We start from the raw sequence: 16,102 nt of genomic DNA, 5'->3' as shown, positions 1-16,102 counted from the left end.
GCCTGCGTGCCTGCCCGCACGATGTGGAAGCCGCGCCGCGCGGCACTAGCTCTCCCGGCACTGGAGGATGCCCCGATGTTCCGTCTTCTCGCAACCCTCGTCTTCGTGCTGGCCGCCCTGCCGGCGCTGGCCCTCGAACGGTTCACGTTTCCCTCGATCGACGGCGGCAAGATCGCCTCGACCGACTGGCAGGGCCGGCCGGTCCTCGTGGTCAACACCGCCTCGCGCTGCGCCTTCACGCCGCAATACGATGCGCTGCAGGCGCTCTACGACCGCTACCGCGATGCGGGGCTGATCGTGCTCGCCGTGCCGTCGAACGACTTCCGGCAGGAGCTCGAGAGCGCCGAGGCGGTCAAGGATTTCTGCGAGCTGAACTTCGGTCTCGACCTGCCGATGACCACGATCACCGCGGTGACCGGCCCCCGGGCCCACCCGTTCTACCGCTGGTTGGCCGAGACCGAGGGGTTCCGCCCCGCCTGGAACTTCAACAAGGTGCTGATCGCGCCCGACGGCTCGGTCGCGGGTACCTGGGGGTCGGCGGTGCGGCCGATGTCCGAGGACATCGTCGGCCGGATCGAGGCGCTGCTCAGGCCGGCGCGCGGGTGAGCGTAGCGTAGATCGCGTCCTTGAGCGCCGCGCGCTCCTTGCGGCACTGCACCTCCTCGAGGTCCTCGAGCGGCATCACGTTGATCTCGGACAGGTGGATGCGCTCGTTCAGCGCGTCGTATTCCGCCGCGAGCCGCGCCAGGTGGGCATCGGTGCGGCGCAGGTCGGCCAGGCGTTCGCGGTGACCGGGAAAGTCGTCGGCGAGGCGATGGGGCGTGCGGGTCATGGCGCGGGGTCCTTCTACCGGGGTCATGTCGGCGCCATCCTGCCCGCGCAGCGCCCCCCGCGCCTTGATCCCGATCAATCTCAGCGCATCGCGCGCCGCCAGCCTGCCGCCCGCGCTGCCTCCTCGGTGCAGAACCACCGCTCGCCCCTGTCCCCGGAGATGCGGGTTGCGGCATAGTCGCGCTGTCCGGGCACGTGGTAGATGCGCTCGCCCGATCCGCCGATATTGCCCTTGATGGCGCAGTCCCCGGCGCCGCGCGGCGCGGGTGCCGGGGCGGAAGTCGCAGCGCGCTGCGCCTCGCGGTAGCGTTCGGGCCTCTGCATCGCCGCCGCATGCAGGCCGCGGCCGGCGACCAGCGCTTCCTTCTCGAGTGCCACGTAGGTCTCGCCGTAGCGCGGATAGGCGAGGATCAGGCCGTCGCGCACGAGCGCCGCGCCCATGTCGCGGCCGCCGACTCTGCAGGTGGCGACGACGCGGCCATAGCGGTCCTCGTCCCGCGCAGTGCACTCGGCGCGCCGGCCCTCGTAGCGGCGGCGCACCTCCGCGGTCACCCAGGCGCCGCAGGCCCAGCGCGCGGCGCCTTGCCCGCCGCAGGTCTGGTCGTGCTCGGGCGCGTCGACCGCATGAAGCCGCACCCGCGTGCCGCCCACGTCGAACGTGTCGCCGTCGACGACCCGCACGGTGCCGGCGGGCCCCGGGTCGGCCGCGGCGCGTGCGGCGGCGAGCGACAGGCCGAGGGCCACGGCCAGAACGGAAATCGAACAGATCCTTAACATCCGGTTACTCTCGCCGCGTGGAGCGGCGGGATCAAGCGGATGAGCGGAAACGGTCCGTCAGCGTTGCGCGGTCCGCCAGTCGGGATGCACCCAGGGTTCGGCGTTCTCGGGCGCGAGGCGCCGCCCGAGAACGTGGTCGGCCATCTTCTCGCCCGTCAGGATCGAGGGCGCGTTGAGGTTGCCGTTGGTGATGCGCGGGAAGACTGAGCTGTCGGCGACGCGCAGGCCCTCGACCCCGATCACCCGGCCTTCGGGATCGACCACGGCGTCGGGATCGTCGCGCCGGCCCATGCGCGCGGTGCCGCAGGGGTGGTAGGCGCTTTCCGCGTGCTCCCGCACGAAGGCGTCGAGTGCCGCGTCGTCCTGCGCGTCCGCGCCGGGCTGGATCTCGTGCCCCGCATAGGGCGCGAAGGCCGGCTGGGCGAAGATCTCGCGCGTGAGCCGGATGCAGGTGCGGAAATCCTCCCAGTCCTGCGGGTCGCTCATGTAGTTGAAGAGGATCGACGGCGGGGCCGCGGGATCGGACGAGGTCAGCCGCACGCGGCCGCGCGAGGCCGACCGCATGGGGCCCACATGCGCCTGGAAGCCGTGTCCCTCGGCCGCGGCCTGCCCGTCGTAGCGCACCGCGATGGGCAGGAAATGGTACTGGATGTCCGGGTAGGCCACGCCCGCCCGCGACCGGATGAAGGCCGCGCTCTCGAACTGGTTCGAGGCGCCGGGCCCGGTCCGGGAGAACAGCCAGCGCGCGCCCACATAGGCCTTGCCGAGCAGGTTCCAGTAGCGGAAGAGGCTCACCGGCTGGGTCGCCGCCATCTGGATGTAAAGCTCGAGATGGTCCTGCAGGTTCGCGCCCACCCCCGGGCGATCGGCGACCACGTCGATGCCGTGCTCGGCGAGATGCGCGGCCGGCCCGATCCCCGACAGCATCAGGAGCTTCGGCGTGTTGAAGGCCGACGCGGACAGGATCACCTCGCCCGCGCGGAGCGTCTCGCGGCTGTCGCCGTTCACCACCTCGACGCCGCGCGCGCGGCCCTCCTCGATCACCACGCGGGTGACGAGGCCGCGGACGACCCGCGCCCCGAGCTTCTGCGCCGGGCGGAGGTAGGCCTTGGCGGCCGACCAGCGCTCGCCGCGGTGGATCGTCGCCTCCATCGGGCCGAAGCCTTCCTGCTTCTCGCCGTTGTAGTCGTCGGTCGTCCCGTAGCCCGCCTGGCGCCCGGCCTCGACGAAGGCGCGGGTCAGCGGGTTGTCGCGCGGACCGCGGCTCACGTGCAGGGGCCCGTCATTGCCGCGCCAGCCGTCCTGGCCGCCATGGCTCGTCTCCATCCGGCGGAAATAGGGCAGCACGTCCGCGTAGCCCCAGCCGTCCGCGCCCATGTCGCGCCAGGTGTCGTAGTCCATGGCGTGGCCGCGCACGTAGACCATGCCGTTGATCGAGGACGAGCCGCCCAGCACCTTGCCGCGCGGCGCGGCGAGCCTGCGGCCGCCCAGATGCGGCTCGGGCTCGGTCCGGTAGCCCCAGTCGTAGATCGGCATGTTCATCGGGTAGCTGAGCGCTCCCGGCATGTTGATGAAGGGGCCGCCGTCCCAGCCGCCGTGCTCGACCACCACGACCGACCTGCCGGCCTCGGCCAGGCGGTAGGCCATGGCGCAGCCGGCGCTGCCGGCCCCGACGACGATGTAATCCGCATCCATGTCACTCACCTCCGTTGCGCGGGCGTGGCGGTCGCCGCGTCCGTCCCCGTCGCGTGGGGGCCGGACGGGCGCATCCGCGTCCCGCACGGACTGTTTCCGCGCCGGGGGACACGGGTGCCGTCCCGCCCGCGCGCGCGATCCCTTGTCCTGACCCCGCCGCCCCGCACCCGGCCATGCCCCGGAGAGCGGGGTGGGCGGGCGGGAGCTCTCCGGGGCATGGCCGCGCGGGCCGCGCCCGCGCTCCGTCACCCGGTCAGAACGGCGCCTCGACCGGTCCCATGCGCACGTAGACCGACTTCAGCTGCGAATAGTGCTCGATCGCCGCCTTGGCGTTCTCGCGTCCCACGCCCGACATCTTCACGCCGCCGAACGGCATCTCGACCGGCGCGTCGTTGTAGGAGTTGACGAAGCAGGTGCCCGCCCGGAGGCGCCCGATGACCCGGTGCGCCCGCGCGAGGTCGCGGGTGAACACGCCCGCCGACAGCCCGAAGGTCGTGTCGTTGGCGCGCGCCACCGCCTCGTCCTCGGTCTCGAACTCGAGGACCGACAGCACGGGGCCGAAGATTTCCTCCTGCGCGATGGTCATGTCGTCGGTCACCCCGTCGAAGAGCGCCGGCGTCACCCAGTAGCCCGGGCGGTCGAGCCGCTCGCCGCCCGCGACGAGCCGCGCGCCCTCCGCCTTGCCCTTCTCGAGGTAGGACGTGACGATCTCCATCTGCCGGGCCGACACCAGCGGCCCGAAATTCGTGGCCTCGTCGAGCGGATCGCCGATCACCGCCTCGGCCATGCGTTCGGCCATGCGGGCGACGAAGCGTTCGCGCAGCCCCTTCTGGACGAAGACGCGCGTGCCGTTCGAGCAGATCTGCCCCGAGGAGTAGAAGTTGCCGAGGATGGCGCCGCCGACCGCGTCCTCGATGTCGGCGTCGTCGAAGACGAGGATCGGCGACTTGCCCCCGAGCTCCATGGTCACGTGCTTGATGCTCTCGGCTGCCGCGGCATAGACCTTGCGGCCCGTCGGCACCGAGCCCGTCAGCGACACCTTGTCGACCGCGGGATGGGTGGTGAGCGCCGCGCCCACGGCCCCCGCGCCCTGCACCACGTTGAAAAGCCCCGCGGGCAGGCCCGCCTCGACGAGGATCTCCGCGACCTTCAGCGCCGAGAGCGGCGTCGTCTCGGACGGCTTGAAGATCATCGCGTTGCCGCAGGCGAGCGCCGGCGCCGCCTTCCAGCAGGCGATCTGCGTGGGATAGTTCCACGCGCCGATGCCCACGCAGACCCCGAGCGGCTCGCGGACCGTGTAGGCCCAGTCGCGCCCGAGCGGGATGTGCTCGCCGGTGAGGCCCGCGGCGATGCCGCCGAAATATTCCAGCGCGTCGGCGCCCGACGTCGCGTCGGCCACGAGCGTCTCGGACAGCGGCTTGCCGGTGTCCATGGTCTCGAGCACCGACAGCTCGCGGTTGCGCTCGCGCAGGATCTGCGCCGCGCGTGTCAGCACGCGGCCCCGCTCGCGCGGGGGCGTCGCCGCCCATTCCGCCTGCGCCGCCTGCGCGCCCGCGACCGCCTCGGCGATCACCGCGTCGGTCGCGGCGTGCACCCTGGCGATGACCTCGCCGGTCGCCGGATAGATCACGTCGATGACGTCCCCGGTCGCGTCCTCGAGCGGCGCGCCGTTGACGAAATGGCTGGCGTTCGGTTGCGTGTCGTATGTCATCGTTCACTCCCCGCGCGGAAAGCGCTGGTTTTCCTCGACCACGTTCAGGTCCATGTGGTTGCGCATGTAGCGTTCGGAGGCCTGCCGCAGCGGCTGGTAGTCCCACGGGTAGTAGCCGCCCTGGCGCAGCGCCTCGTAGACGACCCAGCGACGCGCCTGGCTCTCGCGCACGGCGGCGTCGAAATCCTCGAGGTCCCAGCGCAGCGCCGCCATCTCTCGGAAGCGTTCCAGCACATCGGCATGCTCCGGCACCTCGGCGAGGTTGCGGATCTCGTGCGGATCGGCCTCGAGATCGAAGAGCTGCTCGGGATCGAGCGCGCAGTTGGTGTATTTCCACCGTCCCGCGCGCAGGGCCACGAGCGGCGATTGCGACGCCTCGGCTGCGTATTCCATGGACACGGGCGAGGTGCGCTCGCCGCCCTGCCCCAGCCGCACGAGGCTTTCGCCCTCGGTCCAGGGCAGCACCTCGGCCATGGAGACGTGTGCGAGCTCGCAGAGCGTCGGGCAGAGGTCGATCGTGGACACCGGCGCGGTGACGAGACCGGGCTCCATGCCCGGCGCCGCGATCATCAGCGGCACACGCGACGAGCCCTCGTAGAACGACATCTTGAACCACAGGCCGCGCTCGCCCAGCATGTCGCCGTGATCCGAGACGAAGACGATGATCGCCTCCTGCCGGGTGCGCTCGAGCACGTCGAGGATGCCGCCGATCTTGTCGTCGAGATACGAGATGTTGGCGAAGTAGGCACGGCGCGACCGCGCCACGTCCGCGTCCGAGATGTCGAAGTTGCGCCAGTCGTTGGCGTCGAAGATGCGCTGCGCGTGCGGGTCGTGGTTCTCGTAGCCGAGCGGGCCGACCTCGGGCATGAGGTGGTCGCAGTCCTCGTAGAGGTCCCAGTACTTGCGGCGCGCGACGTAGGGATCGTGCGGGTGGGTGAAGCTGACGGTCATCATCCACGGCCGGTCGTCATGGCCGCGCGCGAGGTCGTAGAGCTTCTGCTCGGCGTTGTGGGCGACGTCGTCGTCATATTCCATCTGGTTGGAGATCTCGGCGACGCCCGAGCCCTTCACCGACCCGAGGTTGTGGTACCACCAGTCGATGCGCTCGCCCGGCTTGCGGTAGTCGGGCGTCCAGCCGAAATCGGCCGGGTAGATGTCGGTGGTCAGCCGCTGCTCGAAGCCGTGCAGCTGGTCCGGCCCGACGAAATGCATCTTGCCCGACAGGCAGGTCTGGTAGCCCGCCCGGCGCAGGTGGTGCGCATAGGTCGGGATGTCCGACGCGAATTCGGCCGCGTTGTCGTAGACGCGCGTGCGCGACGGCAGCTGGCCCGACATGAAGGACGCCCGCCCCGGCGCGCAGAGCGGCGAGGCCGTGTAGGCATTGGCGAACCGCGTCGAGCCGTCGGCGAGCCGCCGCAGGTTGGGCGCATGCAGCCAGTCGGCAGGTCCGTCGGGAAACAGCGTGCCGTTCAGCTGATCGACCATGATCACCAGGATGTTCGGCCGCGTCATGGGGTCCTCCGTTCCGTCATGCCTTCACTTCACGGCACATCTAGGACATGTTGATTGACCAGTCAATCAGATAGAGGGGTTGACAGTCCGGCCCCGGGCCCGCCGCCTTACGATCGCTGGCAAAAAATAAGGCCCGGCGGGTCCTCGCGGGACCGGCCGGGCCGACAGCGTCTCGAGGCTCCTGGAGGGGATCAGGCCTCGATCACGCCGATCACGTCGTTCTGGGGCAGGCGGGCCACCTCGTAGCCGCTGTCGGTCTTGCGCAGGTTGTAGCCGTAGCCGCGCATCCGGAACCGCCATTCGGCGTCCGACACCACCTTGCGGCGCTCGCCCATGGCGAAGGCGCGGATGTCGCTGAAATTCTCGGTCAGGGTCTGTCCTGCAAACATGGGTCACTCCGTAAACACACTGGATTTTCCTCGTGACCCCGACTTTCCCGGCGGATTGCGGCAAGACTCGGCCCCGCCGGCGGCAATTTCTGGAGCGGAAACAAAAAGCGGCCTTTCAGCCCTTTGTCTCGTGGATGCCGGGGGTGATCTGGCGGCGCTTGGCGCGCGCCTCGCGCCAGGTGATGAAGGTCACCGAGGCGATGATGACGCCGCCGCCCGCGATCACGAAGGGATCGGGAGGCTCATTGAAGAACGCGGCACCGATCGCCACCGACCAGACGAGCTGCAGGAACGTGATGGGCTGCGTCACCGTGAGCGGCGCCGCCGCGAAGGCGCGCGTCATGGCATAGTGCCCCGCGGTGGCAAAGCTCGCCACGCCGAAGAGGATGCCGAGCTCCCCCCAGGTCGGCGTCACCCAGTCGAGCGCCGCGAAGGGCGCAAGGCCGAGCGTCACCGTCAGCGACAGCATGCCCACCACGACCGCCGCGCTCTGCTGGCCGGAGAGGATCTTCATCGTGAGATAGGAACCCGCGAAGAGGAGCGCGGTGAAGATCATCGCCACGTGCCCGGGATCGAGCGCGCGGAAGCCCGGCCGCAGGATGAGCAGCGCGCCGGCCAGCGCCGCGACGATGGCGAGGATGCGCCGCGCCGCGATGGTCTCGCCCAGGAAAAGCACCGCCAGGATCGAGACGTAGACCGGGTTGAGGTAGTTCATCGCCGTGACCTCGGCGATGGGGATGCGCGTCATGGCGTAGAACCAGCAGATCACGCCCAGCGTGTGGAAAACGCCGCGCACCCCGTAGAGGCCCCATTGGCGGCGCGAGAGGCGCATGTCGACGATCTGGCGCCAGAACGGCACGAGGAAGACGAGCCCGAGGAGATAGCGCAGGAACGCGCTTTCCGCGGCCGGGATGCGCCCGCCCAGCGTCTTCACGAGCGCGGTCACCATGACGAAACAGAAGCCCGTCGCGACCATCCAGAGAATGCCCGCGAGGGGGCGTTGCGCCGTCGTCACCATGGCGCGCATCAAGCGACGGGACGCGGGGATGTGCAAGCAGGTATTGGCCGCCGGCGCGTCAGCCGAGGAGGAGCGACATCGCGATGGCCCACATGGTGAGCCCGACGACGAGGTCGAGAAGACGCCAGGCTCCGGGCCGCGCGAAGAGCGGCGCGAGCGCCCGCGCGCCGTAGCCCAGCGCGAAGAAGAAGCTGAAGGAGGCGGTGACAGCCCCCGCCGCGAAGGCCGCGCGGCTGTCGTACTGCGCCGAGACCGCGCCGAGCAGCACCACCGTGTCGAGGTAGACATGGGGGTTGAGCCAGGTGAGCGCGAGACAGGTGCCGAGCGCCGCGGCGAGCGACTGTGCGGCTGTGCCCGCATCCATCGCCGCCCCGCCCCGCCACGCGGACAGGAGCGCGCGGCCACCATACCACAGGAGGAAGGCCGCACCGCCCAGCCGCATCGCCGGGCCGAACCACGGCCAGGCCTCGGACAGTCGCCCCATGCCGGCGACGCCCGCGACGATCAGCACCGCGTCCGACACCGCGCAGGTCAGCACCACCGCCAGCACGTGCCGCCGCAGCAGTCCCTGCCGCAGCACGAAGGCGTTTTGCGCCCCGATGGCGAGGATCAGCGAGAGCCCGAGCCCATAGCCCGCCAGTGCAGCCTGCATGCCGTCCTCCCCAGTGCGCGTTCCGGCCCGCGCTCTAGACCGACGGCGGCACGGGGTCCAGCGGGCTTGCCCTTGAGGGGCGCCCTGCCCTATAGAGACGGCTGATTTTCCCGCATTCCCACGTCACGAGGCACGATCATGGCCGGCCATTCCAAATGGGCGAACATCCAGCACCGCAAGGGGCGCCAGGACGCCGCGCGCTCCAAGCTCTTCTCGAAGCTCTCGAAGGAGATCACGGTCGCGGCAAAGATGGGCGATCCCGACCCGGACAAGAACCCGCGCCTGCGCCTCGCGGTCAAGGAAGCCAAGTCCAACTCGGTCCCGAAGGACGTGATCGAGCGCGCGATCAAGAAGGCAACCGGCGGCGACGCCGAGAACTACGAGGAGATCCGCTACGAGGGCTACGGCCCGAACGGCGTCGCGGTGATCGTCGAGGCGATGACCGACAACCGCAACCGAACCGCGTCGAACGTGCGCTCGACCTTCGGCAAGAACGGCGGCAATCTCGGCGAGACCGGGTCGGTCGCCTTCATGTTCGAGCGCAAGGGCGAGATCGTCTATCCCGCAACCGCGGGCAGCGCCGACGACGTCATGATGGCGGCCATCGAGGCCGGCGCCGAGGACGTCGAGAGCTCGGACGAGGGCCATGTGATCTGGTGCGCCGACAGTGACCTCAACGAGGTGTCCTCGGCGCTCGAGGAGGCGCTTGGCGAATCCGAATCGACCAAGCTCGTCTGGCGTCCCTCGACCACCACGGAACTCGACCTCGACGGCATGCAGTCACTGATGAAGCTCGTGGAAGCGCTCGAGGACGACGACGACGTGCAGCGCGTCACCACCAACTTCGAGGCCTCCGACGAGGTCATGGCGCAGCTCTGAGCGCGCCGCGGCATCCGGCGGACGGCCGCCGGGCAAAGCCCGAGGCGCGGAGCGGCCTTGCTCCGCGCGGTGCGGGCGGGGCAGCCTGATCGGGGGCACGGCGATGCGGGGACGACCGACCCCGCGCCGCACCGCGCCCTGATGCAGAGGAGGCCCGCCCGCCATGACACCCGATCCCGATACCGACCTTTCGTTCACCCGCGACCTCGCCGCGCCCCGCACCGCGGTCTGGGCCTGCTGGACCGATCCCCGGCACATCCCGCACTTCTTCATTCCCGCCCCGCACAGGGTGACCGCCTGCGACATCGACCTGCGGGTCGGGGGCCGGTTCGACACCACCTTCGAGGTCGAGGGCAACGTGATGGAGAATCGCGGCGTCTTCCTCGAGATCGTGCCGCGGGAACGGCTCGTCTTCACCGATGCGTATACCGAGGGGTGGAAGCCCGCGCCCGAGCCGTTCATGACCGCGATCCTCGACTTCGCGGACGATGGAGAGGGCGGCACGCGCTACACCGCGACCGCCCGGCACCGCACGCCCGAGGCCCGCAGGAACCACGAGGAGATGGGGTTCTTCGACGGCTGGGGTGTCGTCGCGACGCAGCTCGAGGCCTACGCGCAAAAGCTGGCCGTCCGCATGTGACGGCCAGCGCGCCCGGTCAGTTCTGCTGCTGGGCGCGTTCCGCCTCGATCTCGCGCCAGCGGGCGACGTTGCGGTTGTGCTCCTCGAGCGTCTCGGCAAAGGCGTGGCCGCCGGTGCCGTCGGCAACGAAGAACACGTAGGGCGTCTCGGCGGGGTTCAGCGCGGCCTCGATCGAGAGGCGCCCCGGATTGGCGATGGGCGTGGGCGGCAGCCCCTCGATCACGTAGGTGTTGTAGGGCGTCGCCGCGCGCAGTTCCGACTGGCGGATGCCCCGGCCCAGCACGCCCTGCCCCTCCGTGATTCCGTAGATCACCGTCGGGTCGGTCTGCAGCCGCATGCCGCGGCGCAGGCGGTTCACGAAGACCGACGCGACCTGCGGCCGCTCCTCGGCGACGCCGGTCTCCTTCTCGACGATCGAGGCGAGGATCAGCGCCTCTTCCGGCGTCTCGAGCGGCAGCTCGTCGGCGCGGTTCTCCCAGGCCTCGGCCAGGATGACCTCCTGGGCGCGCTGCATGCGGCCGATGAGTTCGGCCCGGCTGTCGCCGCGGGCGATCTCGTAGCTGTCGGGCGCGAGCGAGCCTTCGACGGGCACCTCGACCTCGCCCTCGAGCACGTCGACGGATTTCAGCTCCTCGACCACCTGCCAGGAGGTCACGCCCTCTGCCAGCGCCACGCGGAAGCGCGTGTCGGCGTCGTCGCGGCGCGACACGTAGTCCTCGGGCAGCGCCGCGTCGGCGGCGGGATCGAATTCCACCACCTCGACGAAGCGGCCGGTGGCGGGGTCGAGTTCGCGCACCTCGACCTCGGCGGCGTTCACGCCGATGCGGTAGATGATCTCGGTCCCGCAGGTGGAGGCGCCGCCGCGGGTGACGATGTCGACGATCTCGGCCATCGAGGCCCGCTCGGGCACCAGGAAGCTGCCGGCCTTCAGGTCCTGCGTCTTGTCGCTGTACTCCGCGCCGAGCCGGAACAGCATCGGGGACGAGACCGCGCCCTGTTCGGCCAGGTTCTCGGACACCAGCGACATGTTCGACCCGCGCGGCACGTCGAGGCAGATGGCCTCGGCCAGCGGCCCTTCGTCGGAATAGGTGTTCTGCGCCCAGATCAGCGCGCCGCCCAGCAGGAACACCGCGACGACGAGGAACGTGAGCGCGTTCGAGGCGATGCTCTTCCACATCGGGTCAGGCCACCTGTCCGAAGATCACGCTGGCATTGGTGCCGCCGAACCCGAACGAGTTGGAGAGCGCGTAGCGCACCTCGCGCTCGCGCTTGGCGTTGGGCGCGAGGTCGATGGGCGTCTCGACGGCGGGGTTGTCGAGGTTGATGGTCGGCGGCGCGACCTGGTCGCGGATCGCGAGGATCGAGAAGATCGCCTCGATCGCCCCGGCGGCACCGAGGAGGTGCCCGGTCGACGACTTGGTCGAGGACATGGTGACCTTGGAGGCGGCATCGCCCAGCATGCGCTCGACCGCGGCGAGCTCGATCACGTCGGCCATGGTGGAGGTGCCGTGCGCGTTGATGTAGTCGAGATCCGCCGGTTCGAGCCCCGCGCTGCGGAGCGCCGCGCGCATGGAGCGCAGCGCGCCGTCGCCGTCCTCGGCCGGCGCGGTGATGTGGTAGGCGTCGCCCGACATGCCGTAGCCCTTGACCTCGGCGTAGATCTTCGCGCCGCGCGCCTTGGCGTGCTCGTAATCCTCGAGCACGACGATGCCCGCGCCCTCGCCCATGACGAATCCGTCGCGGTCGGCGTCATAGGGCCGGCTGGCGGTCTCGGGCGCGTTGCCGCGCTTGGTCGACAGCGCCTTGCAGGCGTTGAAGCCGGCGATGCCGATCTCGCAGATCGCGGCCTCGGCGCCGCCCGCCACCATCACGTCCGCGTCGCCCAGCATGATGAGCCGCGCGGCGTCGCCGATGGCGTGTGCCCCGGTCGAGCAGGCGGTGACCACCGAGTGGTTCGGCCCCTTGAAGCCGTAGCGGATCGACACGTTGCCCGAGATCAGGTTGATGAGCGCGCCGGGAATGAAGAACGGCGAGACCCGCCGCGCGCCCTTGTCGCGGATGAGGTAGGCGGTCTCGGCGATGGCCTCGAGCCCGCCGATGCCCGAGCCGATCATGACGCCGGTGCGCAGGCGCTCCTCCTCGTCCTCGGGCGTCCAGCCGGCATCGCGCACGGCCTGTTCCGCCGCGGCGAGGCCGTAGAGGATGAAGGCATCGACCTTGCGCTGCTCCTTCTTCTCCAGCCAGTCGTCGGGATTGAAGGTGCCGTCGCTGCCGTCGCCGTGTGGAACTTCGCAGGCATAGGTCGTCGCGAGATGGCTCGCGTCGAACCGGGTGATCGTACCCGCGCCGGATTTCCCGGCGAGGATGCGGCGCCAGCTTTCCTCGACGCCGCAAGCAAGCGGGGTGACAAGGCCAAGACCGGTGACCACGACGCGACGCATGTTGCTGCCCTTCCTCGATAAGCTTTGGCGTCTGCTCTTACCGCGTGCCGGGGCGGCGGGGCAAGGGCAAGGGACGGGCGCGGGCGGGGATCCGCGCCGGGTTCGGGCTCAGGCCCAATCGGGCCCGAGATCAGCGCGCGCGCGGTCGACCCAGTGCTCGGCAAGCCAGCCGCAGGGAGCCGAGCGCCGCACCAGCGACCGGGTGTAGCCCTCGATCGCCTCCGGCATCTTCGGCCGGCCGTGGAAGCACACGACGCGCGCGTCCCCGGGCAGGCGCGGCGGCCGCAGCCAGTTCCGCGGGAACGGGTTGCAGTCATACTTGAAGCTGACCACCCAATCGCCCGGAATATAGACGAAATCACCCCGATCCATCGCCTTGTGGCTGGTATAGCGCTGCTCGGACCCGCGCGCCTTCTCGACCTCGGCATAAGGTGCTGCGGCGAGGTCGTCGTAGAGGTAGCCGTGCCGTGCCGGGTCGAAGCGGAAGACCGAGCCGTGCCCCGTGGGGCGGCCCTTGCGCCGTTCCGTCCAGTCGTGGCGCATGGCGACCTTGCCGGGCTCGAGCGCGAGGAGCGGGTCGAGATCACCGGTGATCACCACGTCGAGATCGAAGCCCAGCACGGGCCCGTCCGCGTCCGGGATCGCGCCCTCGCGGAACAGCGAGGTCTTGCGCATGGCGCCCTGCCGGTTCGCCACCGCGAGCGCCGCGTCCATCTCGGCGCGGAAGGGCTCGGTCGGCAGGCCGATCACCTCGATGTCGGGATGCAGGCCCGCGCGCTCCTCGGTCATGCAGACGAAGCGCACCGGCACCGACAGGTTGCGACGCACCCCGGAATAGAGCCGGTTCACGTATTCGGGGCCGAAGAGCGTTCCCCACTTGATGCAGGCGATGGTGGCGCGGGTCATGGCGCAGCGCTTAGCGCCGCGCCGTGCCCGTCGCAAGCCCGCAGGTCCCGGCGGCGGGGGCTTTGCGATCGACGCGGGATGCGCGTAAGTCTGGACCGCCGCCCCACGTTCCCGGAGGATCCATGCCCGACCGCCTCTCGCCCCGCGACATCCTCGCCCGCCTGATCGCGTTTCCGACCGTCAGCCGCGACAGCAACCTAGATCTCGTCGACTGGGTGGAGGACTACCTCTCGGGGCACGGCATCACCTGCCACCGGCACTGGAACGACACCCGGGACAAGGCGGCGCTCTTCGCCCATGTGGGACCCGAGGTCGAGGGCGGGCTGGTCCTGTCGGGCCATACCGACGTGGTCCCGGTCGACGGCCAGCCCTGGACGTCCGACCCCTTCACCCTGACCGAGCGCGACGGGCGGCTCTACGGACGCGGCACCACCGACATGAAGGGTTTCGACGCGCTGGCGATCTGGGCGCTGGTCGAGGCGCGGCACGCGGGCGTCGCGCGGCCGCTGCAGATCGCGCTTTCCTACGACGAGGAGATCGGCTGCACCGGCGCGCCGCCGATGATCGCGGCCATGCAGGCGGCGCTGCCGCGCGCCTCGGCGGTGATCGTGGGCGAGCCCACGAACCTCGCGCCGGTGACCGGCCACAAGGGCGGCGTCAGCTTCGACGTGCACGTGCAGGGCTTCGAGGTCCATTCCTCGATCCTCGACCGCGGCGTGTCGGCGATCATGTGGGGGGCGAAGCTCGTTGAGTGGGCGAACGCGGTGAACGCCGAGACCTACGGCGCCGAGCCGAGCGCGCTCGCCGCCGCCTTCGACCCGCCCTGCACCAACGTGCACGTGGGCATGATCCGCGGCGGCACCGCGCACAACATCACCGCGAAGGACTGCCATTTCTCCATGGGATTCCGCGTCGTGCCGGGCGAGGACCCGCAGGCCTGGCGGCAGCGCTTCCTCGACCGCGCGGCGGCGCTCGAGGCCGAGATGCAGGCGGTCCGGCCCGAGGCGCGGGTGATCGTCACCGACGCGTTCTCGCTGCCGACCTTCGTGCCCGAGGAGGACGGCGCGGCCGAGGCGCTGGTGCGCCGGCTGACCGGCGACAACGCCACCCACATGGTGAGCTACGGCACCGAGGCGAGCCACTTCCAGACGGCGGGCTATTCCGCGGTGGTCTGCGGGCCGGGCGACATCGGCATCGCCCACCAGCCCGACGAGTACATCTCCGTCGCCGATTTCGAGGCGGGGCACGACTTCATGCGCCGCCTCGTGGGAGCGCTGGCGGCATGAGCTTCCCCTTCCGCATGGACCGGCCCGCGGAACACGGCGCCGCGCTGCCCGCGGCCGCCGACGTCGTGGTGATCGGCGGCGGCGTGATCGGGGTCAGCGCCGCGCTCTTTCTGGCGCGGGCGGGCCTGCGCGTCACCCTGCTCGAGAAGGGGCGCATCGCGGCCGAGCAGAGCTCGCGCAACTGGGGCTGGATCCGCGTGCAGGGGCGCGACATGGCCGAGATTCCCGTGGCGCTCGAGGCGCAGCGCCTGTGGCAGGCGCTCGACGCCGAATGCGGCGGCCGGCTCGGCATCCGCCAGGTGGGCGTGAGCTACCTCGCCCGCGGGCAGAAGGAGATGGAGCGTTTCGCGGCATGGCTCGCCTCGGCCCGCGATCACGGCCTATCCTCGCACCTCGTCGAGGCCTCCGGGCTCGACGCGCTGCTGCCGGGCGCGGCGGCGGGCTGGACCGGCGCGCTGCACACGCCCACAGACCTGAAGGGCGAGCCGTGGGTCGCGGTGCCCGAGCTCGCGCGCCTCGCCGTGGCCGAGGGCGCGACGATCCTCGAGGGCTGCGCGGTGCGGACGCTCGACATCGCCGGCGGCCGGGTCGCTGGGGTCGTGACCGAGCACGGCACGATCCGCACGTCCGAGGCGGTGCTGGCGGGCGGCGCCTGGTCGGCGCTCTTCCTGCGCCGCCACGGGATCCGGGTGCCGCAGCTCTCCGTGCGCTCCACGGCGCTGGCGACCGATCCGCTGCCGCAGCGCGTGGCGGGCGCGGGCGTCGACGACCGCGTGGCGTTCCGGCCGCGCGCCGACGGCGGCTACACGCTCGCCCCCTCGGTCGCGGCGACGCTCTATGTGGGGCCCGACGCGGTGCGCGCCGCGCCGTCCTACCTGCCGGTGCTGCGGCAGGGCACGGTGCCGGTGCGGCTGAAGCCCGCGGCGCCCGCGCATTTTCCCGACGCCTGGCGCACCCCGCGCCGGTGGGACGCCGACGCGGAAAGCCCGTTCGAGCGCATGCGCATCCTCGACCCCGCGCCCGACATGGCCGGCGCGGCCTCGGCGATCGCCGGGTTCGAGGCGGCCTTTCCCGATCTCGGGCCGGTCCGCGCCCGCAGGGTCTGGGCGGGGATGATCGACACCATGCCCGACCTGGTGCCGGTGGTCGACCGCGCCGCCCCCCTGCCCGGCCTCACCCTCGCCTTCGGGATGAGCGGGCACGGCTTCGGCATCGGGCCGGCCTTCGGGCGCATCGCCGCCGACCTCGTGCAGGGGAACGCGCCGGGCCACGACCTGGTCCGGTTCCGCCTCTCGCGGTTCTCGGACGGCTCGCGCATGGTGCCCGGCCCGAACGTCTGAGGCCCGGCACGATCCCGCGTGCCGC

At 70.9% G+C, this 16,102-nt stretch carries 16 protein-coding genes; 5 read left to right on the top strand and 11 right to left on the bottom strand.

Features of this window, described 5'->3' with window-relative positions:
• Window positions 1-75: 75 nt before the first annotated feature.
• Window positions 76-606: a glutathione peroxidase gene (locus RISW2_RS09200; RefSeq protein WP_051491899.1), complete on the top strand. Its 531-nt coding sequence runs from the start codon at window positions 76-78 to the stop codon at window positions 604-606.
• Here RISW2_RS09200 and RISW2_RS09195 read toward each other — a convergent pair.
• The 8 genes from RISW2_RS09195 to RISW2_RS09160 all read right to left on the bottom strand — a co-directional run bounded on the left by RISW2_RS09195 (window position 587) and on the right by RISW2_RS09160 (window position 8,585).
• Entirely contained in the window at window positions 587-832 is a 246-nt protein-coding gene (locus RISW2_RS09195) for an HP1242/YdcH family protein (RefSeq protein WP_043769417.1), read from the bottom strand. The two genes, RISW2_RS09200 and RISW2_RS09195, sit on opposite strands and share 20 nt — an antisense overlap.
• Window positions 833-912: 80 nt before the next feature.
• Window positions 913-1,608, bottom strand: coding sequence for a thermonuclease family protein (locus RISW2_RS09190; RefSeq protein ID WP_043769414.1), 696 nt, complete (start codon window positions 1,606-1,608; stop codon window positions 913-915).
• 57 nt (window positions 1,609-1,665) lie between these two features.
• Complete coding sequence (gene betA / locus RISW2_RS09185; RefSeq protein WP_043769408.1) at window positions 1,666-3,303, bottom strand: choline dehydrogenase; 1,638 nt, start codon at window positions 3,301-3,303, stop codon at window positions 1,666-1,668.
• A gap of 253 nt (window positions 3,304-3,556) precedes the next feature.
• The gene (betB, locus tag RISW2_RS09180; RefSeq protein WP_043769405.1) at window positions 3,557-5,014 is read right to left on the bottom strand and encodes a betaine-aldehyde dehydrogenase; all 1,458 of its coding nucleotides are present in this window, start codon (window positions 5,012-5,014) and stop codon (window positions 3,557-3,559) included.
• Between the two features lie 3 nt (window positions 5,015-5,017).
• Complete coding sequence (gene betC / locus RISW2_RS09175) at window positions 5,018-6,526, bottom strand: choline-sulfatase (protein ID WP_043769402.1); 1,509 nt, start codon at window positions 6,524-6,526, stop codon at window positions 5,018-5,020.
• A gap of 191 nt (window positions 6,527-6,717) precedes the next feature.
• The gene (locus RISW2_RS09170; RefSeq protein WP_043769399.1) at window positions 6,718-6,915 is read right to left on the bottom strand and encodes a hypothetical protein; all 198 of its coding nucleotides are present in this window, start codon (window positions 6,913-6,915) and stop codon (window positions 6,718-6,720) included.
• A gap of 115 nt (window positions 6,916-7,030) precedes the next feature.
• Complete coding sequence (locus RISW2_RS09165; protein WP_244437537.1) at window positions 7,031-7,933, bottom strand: DMT family transporter; 903 nt, start codon at window positions 7,931-7,933, stop codon at window positions 7,031-7,033.
• A gap of 58 nt (window positions 7,934-7,991) precedes the next feature.
• A complete protein-coding gene (locus RISW2_RS09160; RefSeq protein ID WP_043769396.1) occupies window positions 7,992-8,585 on the bottom strand; it encodes a LysE/ArgO family amino acid transporter in 594 nt (197 codons plus the stop codon).
• Between the two features lie 138 nt (window positions 8,586-8,723).
• Here RISW2_RS09160 and RISW2_RS09155 point away from each other — a divergent pair, with 138 nt between their 5' ends.
• The gene (locus RISW2_RS09155; RefSeq protein ID WP_043769394.1) at window positions 8,724-9,464 is read left to right on the top strand and encodes a YebC/PmpR family DNA-binding transcriptional regulator; all 741 of its coding nucleotides are present in this window, start codon (window positions 8,724-8,726) and stop codon (window positions 9,462-9,464) included.
• 163 nt (window positions 9,465-9,627) lie between these two features.
• Entirely contained in the window at window positions 9,628-10,104 is a 477-nt protein-coding gene (locus RISW2_RS09150; protein WP_043769392.1) for an SRPBCC family protein, read from the top strand.
• A gap of 16 nt (window positions 10,105-10,120) precedes the next feature.
• On the opposite strand, the gene mltG is transcribed toward RISW2_RS09150, so the two are convergent.
• The 3 genes from mltG to RISW2_RS09135 all read right to left on the bottom strand — a co-directional run bounded on the left by mltG (window position 10,121) and on the right by RISW2_RS09135 (window position 13,451).
• Entirely contained in the window at window positions 10,121-11,281 is a 1,161-nt protein-coding gene (gene mltG, locus RISW2_RS09145; protein WP_043769390.1) for an endolytic transglycosylase MltG, read from the bottom strand.
• Between the two features lie 4 nt (window positions 11,282-11,285).
• Entirely contained in the window at window positions 11,286-12,545 is a 1,260-nt protein-coding gene (gene fabF, locus RISW2_RS09140) for a beta-ketoacyl-ACP synthase II (protein ID WP_043769388.1), read from the bottom strand.
• A 108-nt stretch (window positions 12,546-12,653) separates the two neighbouring features.
• On the bottom strand, window positions 12,654-13,451 hold the full coding sequence (locus tag RISW2_RS09135; RefSeq protein WP_043769385.1) for a hypothetical protein: 798 nt from the start codon (window positions 13,449-13,451) through the stop codon (window positions 12,654-12,656).
• A gap of 122 nt (window positions 13,452-13,573) precedes the next feature.
• Here RISW2_RS09135 and argE point away from each other — a divergent pair, with 122 nt between their 5' ends.
• Both argE and RISW2_RS09125 read left to right on the top strand, forming a co-directional pair.
• The gene (argE, locus tag RISW2_RS09130; RefSeq protein ID WP_043769382.1) at window positions 13,574-14,737 is read left to right on the top strand and encodes an acetylornithine deacetylase; all 1,164 of its coding nucleotides are present in this window, start codon (window positions 13,574-13,576) and stop codon (window positions 14,735-14,737) included.
• A complete protein-coding gene (locus tag RISW2_RS09125; RefSeq protein ID WP_051491897.1) occupies window positions 14,734-16,077 on the top strand; it encodes an NAD(P)/FAD-dependent oxidoreductase in 1,344 nt (447 codons plus the stop codon). The genes argE and RISW2_RS09125 overlap by 4 nt, the downstream gene beginning before the upstream one ends.
• The last annotated feature ends 25 nt before the right edge of the window (window positions 16,078-16,102 follow it).

Source organism: Roseivivax isoporae LMG 25204 (genome assembly GCF_000521865.1).
In the GTDB taxonomy this organism is placed as follows: Bacteria; Pseudomonadota; Alphaproteobacteria; order Rhodobacterales; family Rhodobacteraceae; genus Roseivivax; species Roseivivax isoporae.
The sequence above is the reverse complement of the archived record's forward strand: the minus strand, read 5'-3'. Positions and strand labels throughout refer to the sequence as shown.

Excerpts from the sequence above, each read along its gene's own strand:
- betB (WP_043769405.1), bottom strand. The coding sequence starts at position 5,014 with ATGACATACGACACGCAACCGAACGCCAGCCATTTCGTCAACGGCGCG.
- RISW2_RS09200 (WP_051491899.1), top strand. The coding sequence starts at position 76 with ATGTTCCGTCTTCTCGCAACCCTCGTCTTCGTGCTGGCCGCCCTGCCG.
- RISW2_RS09165 (WP_244437537.1), bottom strand. The coding sequence starts at position 7,933 with ATGGTGACGACGGCGCAACGCCCCCTCGCGGGCATTCTCTGGATGGTC.
- RISW2_RS09135 (WP_043769385.1), bottom strand. The coding sequence starts at position 13,451 with ATGACCCGCGCCACCATCGCCTGCATCAAGTGGGGAACGCTCTTCGGC.
- betC (WP_043769402.1), bottom strand. The coding sequence starts at position 6,526 with ATGACGCGGCCGAACATCCTGGTGATCATGGTCGATCAGCTGAACGGC.
- RISW2_RS09150 (WP_043769392.1), top strand. The coding sequence starts at position 9,628 with ATGACACCCGATCCCGATACCGACCTTTCGTTCACCCGCGACCTCGCC.
- RISW2_RS09160 (WP_043769396.1), bottom strand. The coding sequence starts at position 8,585 with ATGCAGGCTGCACTGGCGGGCTATGGGCTCGGGCTCTCGCTGATCCTC.
- RISW2_RS09155 (WP_043769394.1), top strand. The coding sequence starts at position 8,724 with ATGGCCGGCCATTCCAAATGGGCGAACATCCAGCACCGCAAGGGGCGC.
- betA (WP_043769408.1), bottom strand. The coding sequence starts at position 3,303 with ATGGATGCGGATTACATCGTCGTCGGGGCCGGCAGCGCCGGCTGCGCC.
- argE (WP_043769382.1), top strand. The coding sequence starts at position 13,574 with ATGCCCGACCGCCTCTCGCCCCGCGACATCCTCGCCCGCCTGATCGCG.
- RISW2_RS09190 (WP_043769414.1), bottom strand. The coding sequence starts at position 1,608 with ATGTTAAGGATCTGTTCGATTTCCGTTCTGGCCGTGGCCCTCGGCCTG.
- mltG (WP_043769390.1), bottom strand. The coding sequence starts at position 11,281 with ATGTGGAAGAGCATCGCCTCGAACGCGCTCACGTTCCTCGTCGTCGCG.
- fabF (WP_043769388.1), bottom strand. The coding sequence starts at position 12,545 with ATGCGTCGCGTCGTGGTCACCGGTCTTGGCCTTGTCACCCCGCTTGCT.
- RISW2_RS09170 (WP_043769399.1), bottom strand. The coding sequence starts at position 6,915 with ATGTTTGCAGGACAGACCCTGACCGAGAATTTCAGCGACATCCGCGCC.
- RISW2_RS09125 (WP_051491897.1), top strand. The coding sequence starts at position 14,734 with ATGAGCTTCCCCTTCCGCATGGACCGGCCCGCGGAACACGGCGCCGCG.
- RISW2_RS09195 (WP_043769417.1), bottom strand. The coding sequence starts at position 832 with ATGACCCGCACGCCCCATCGCCTCGCCGACGACTTTCCCGGTCACCGC.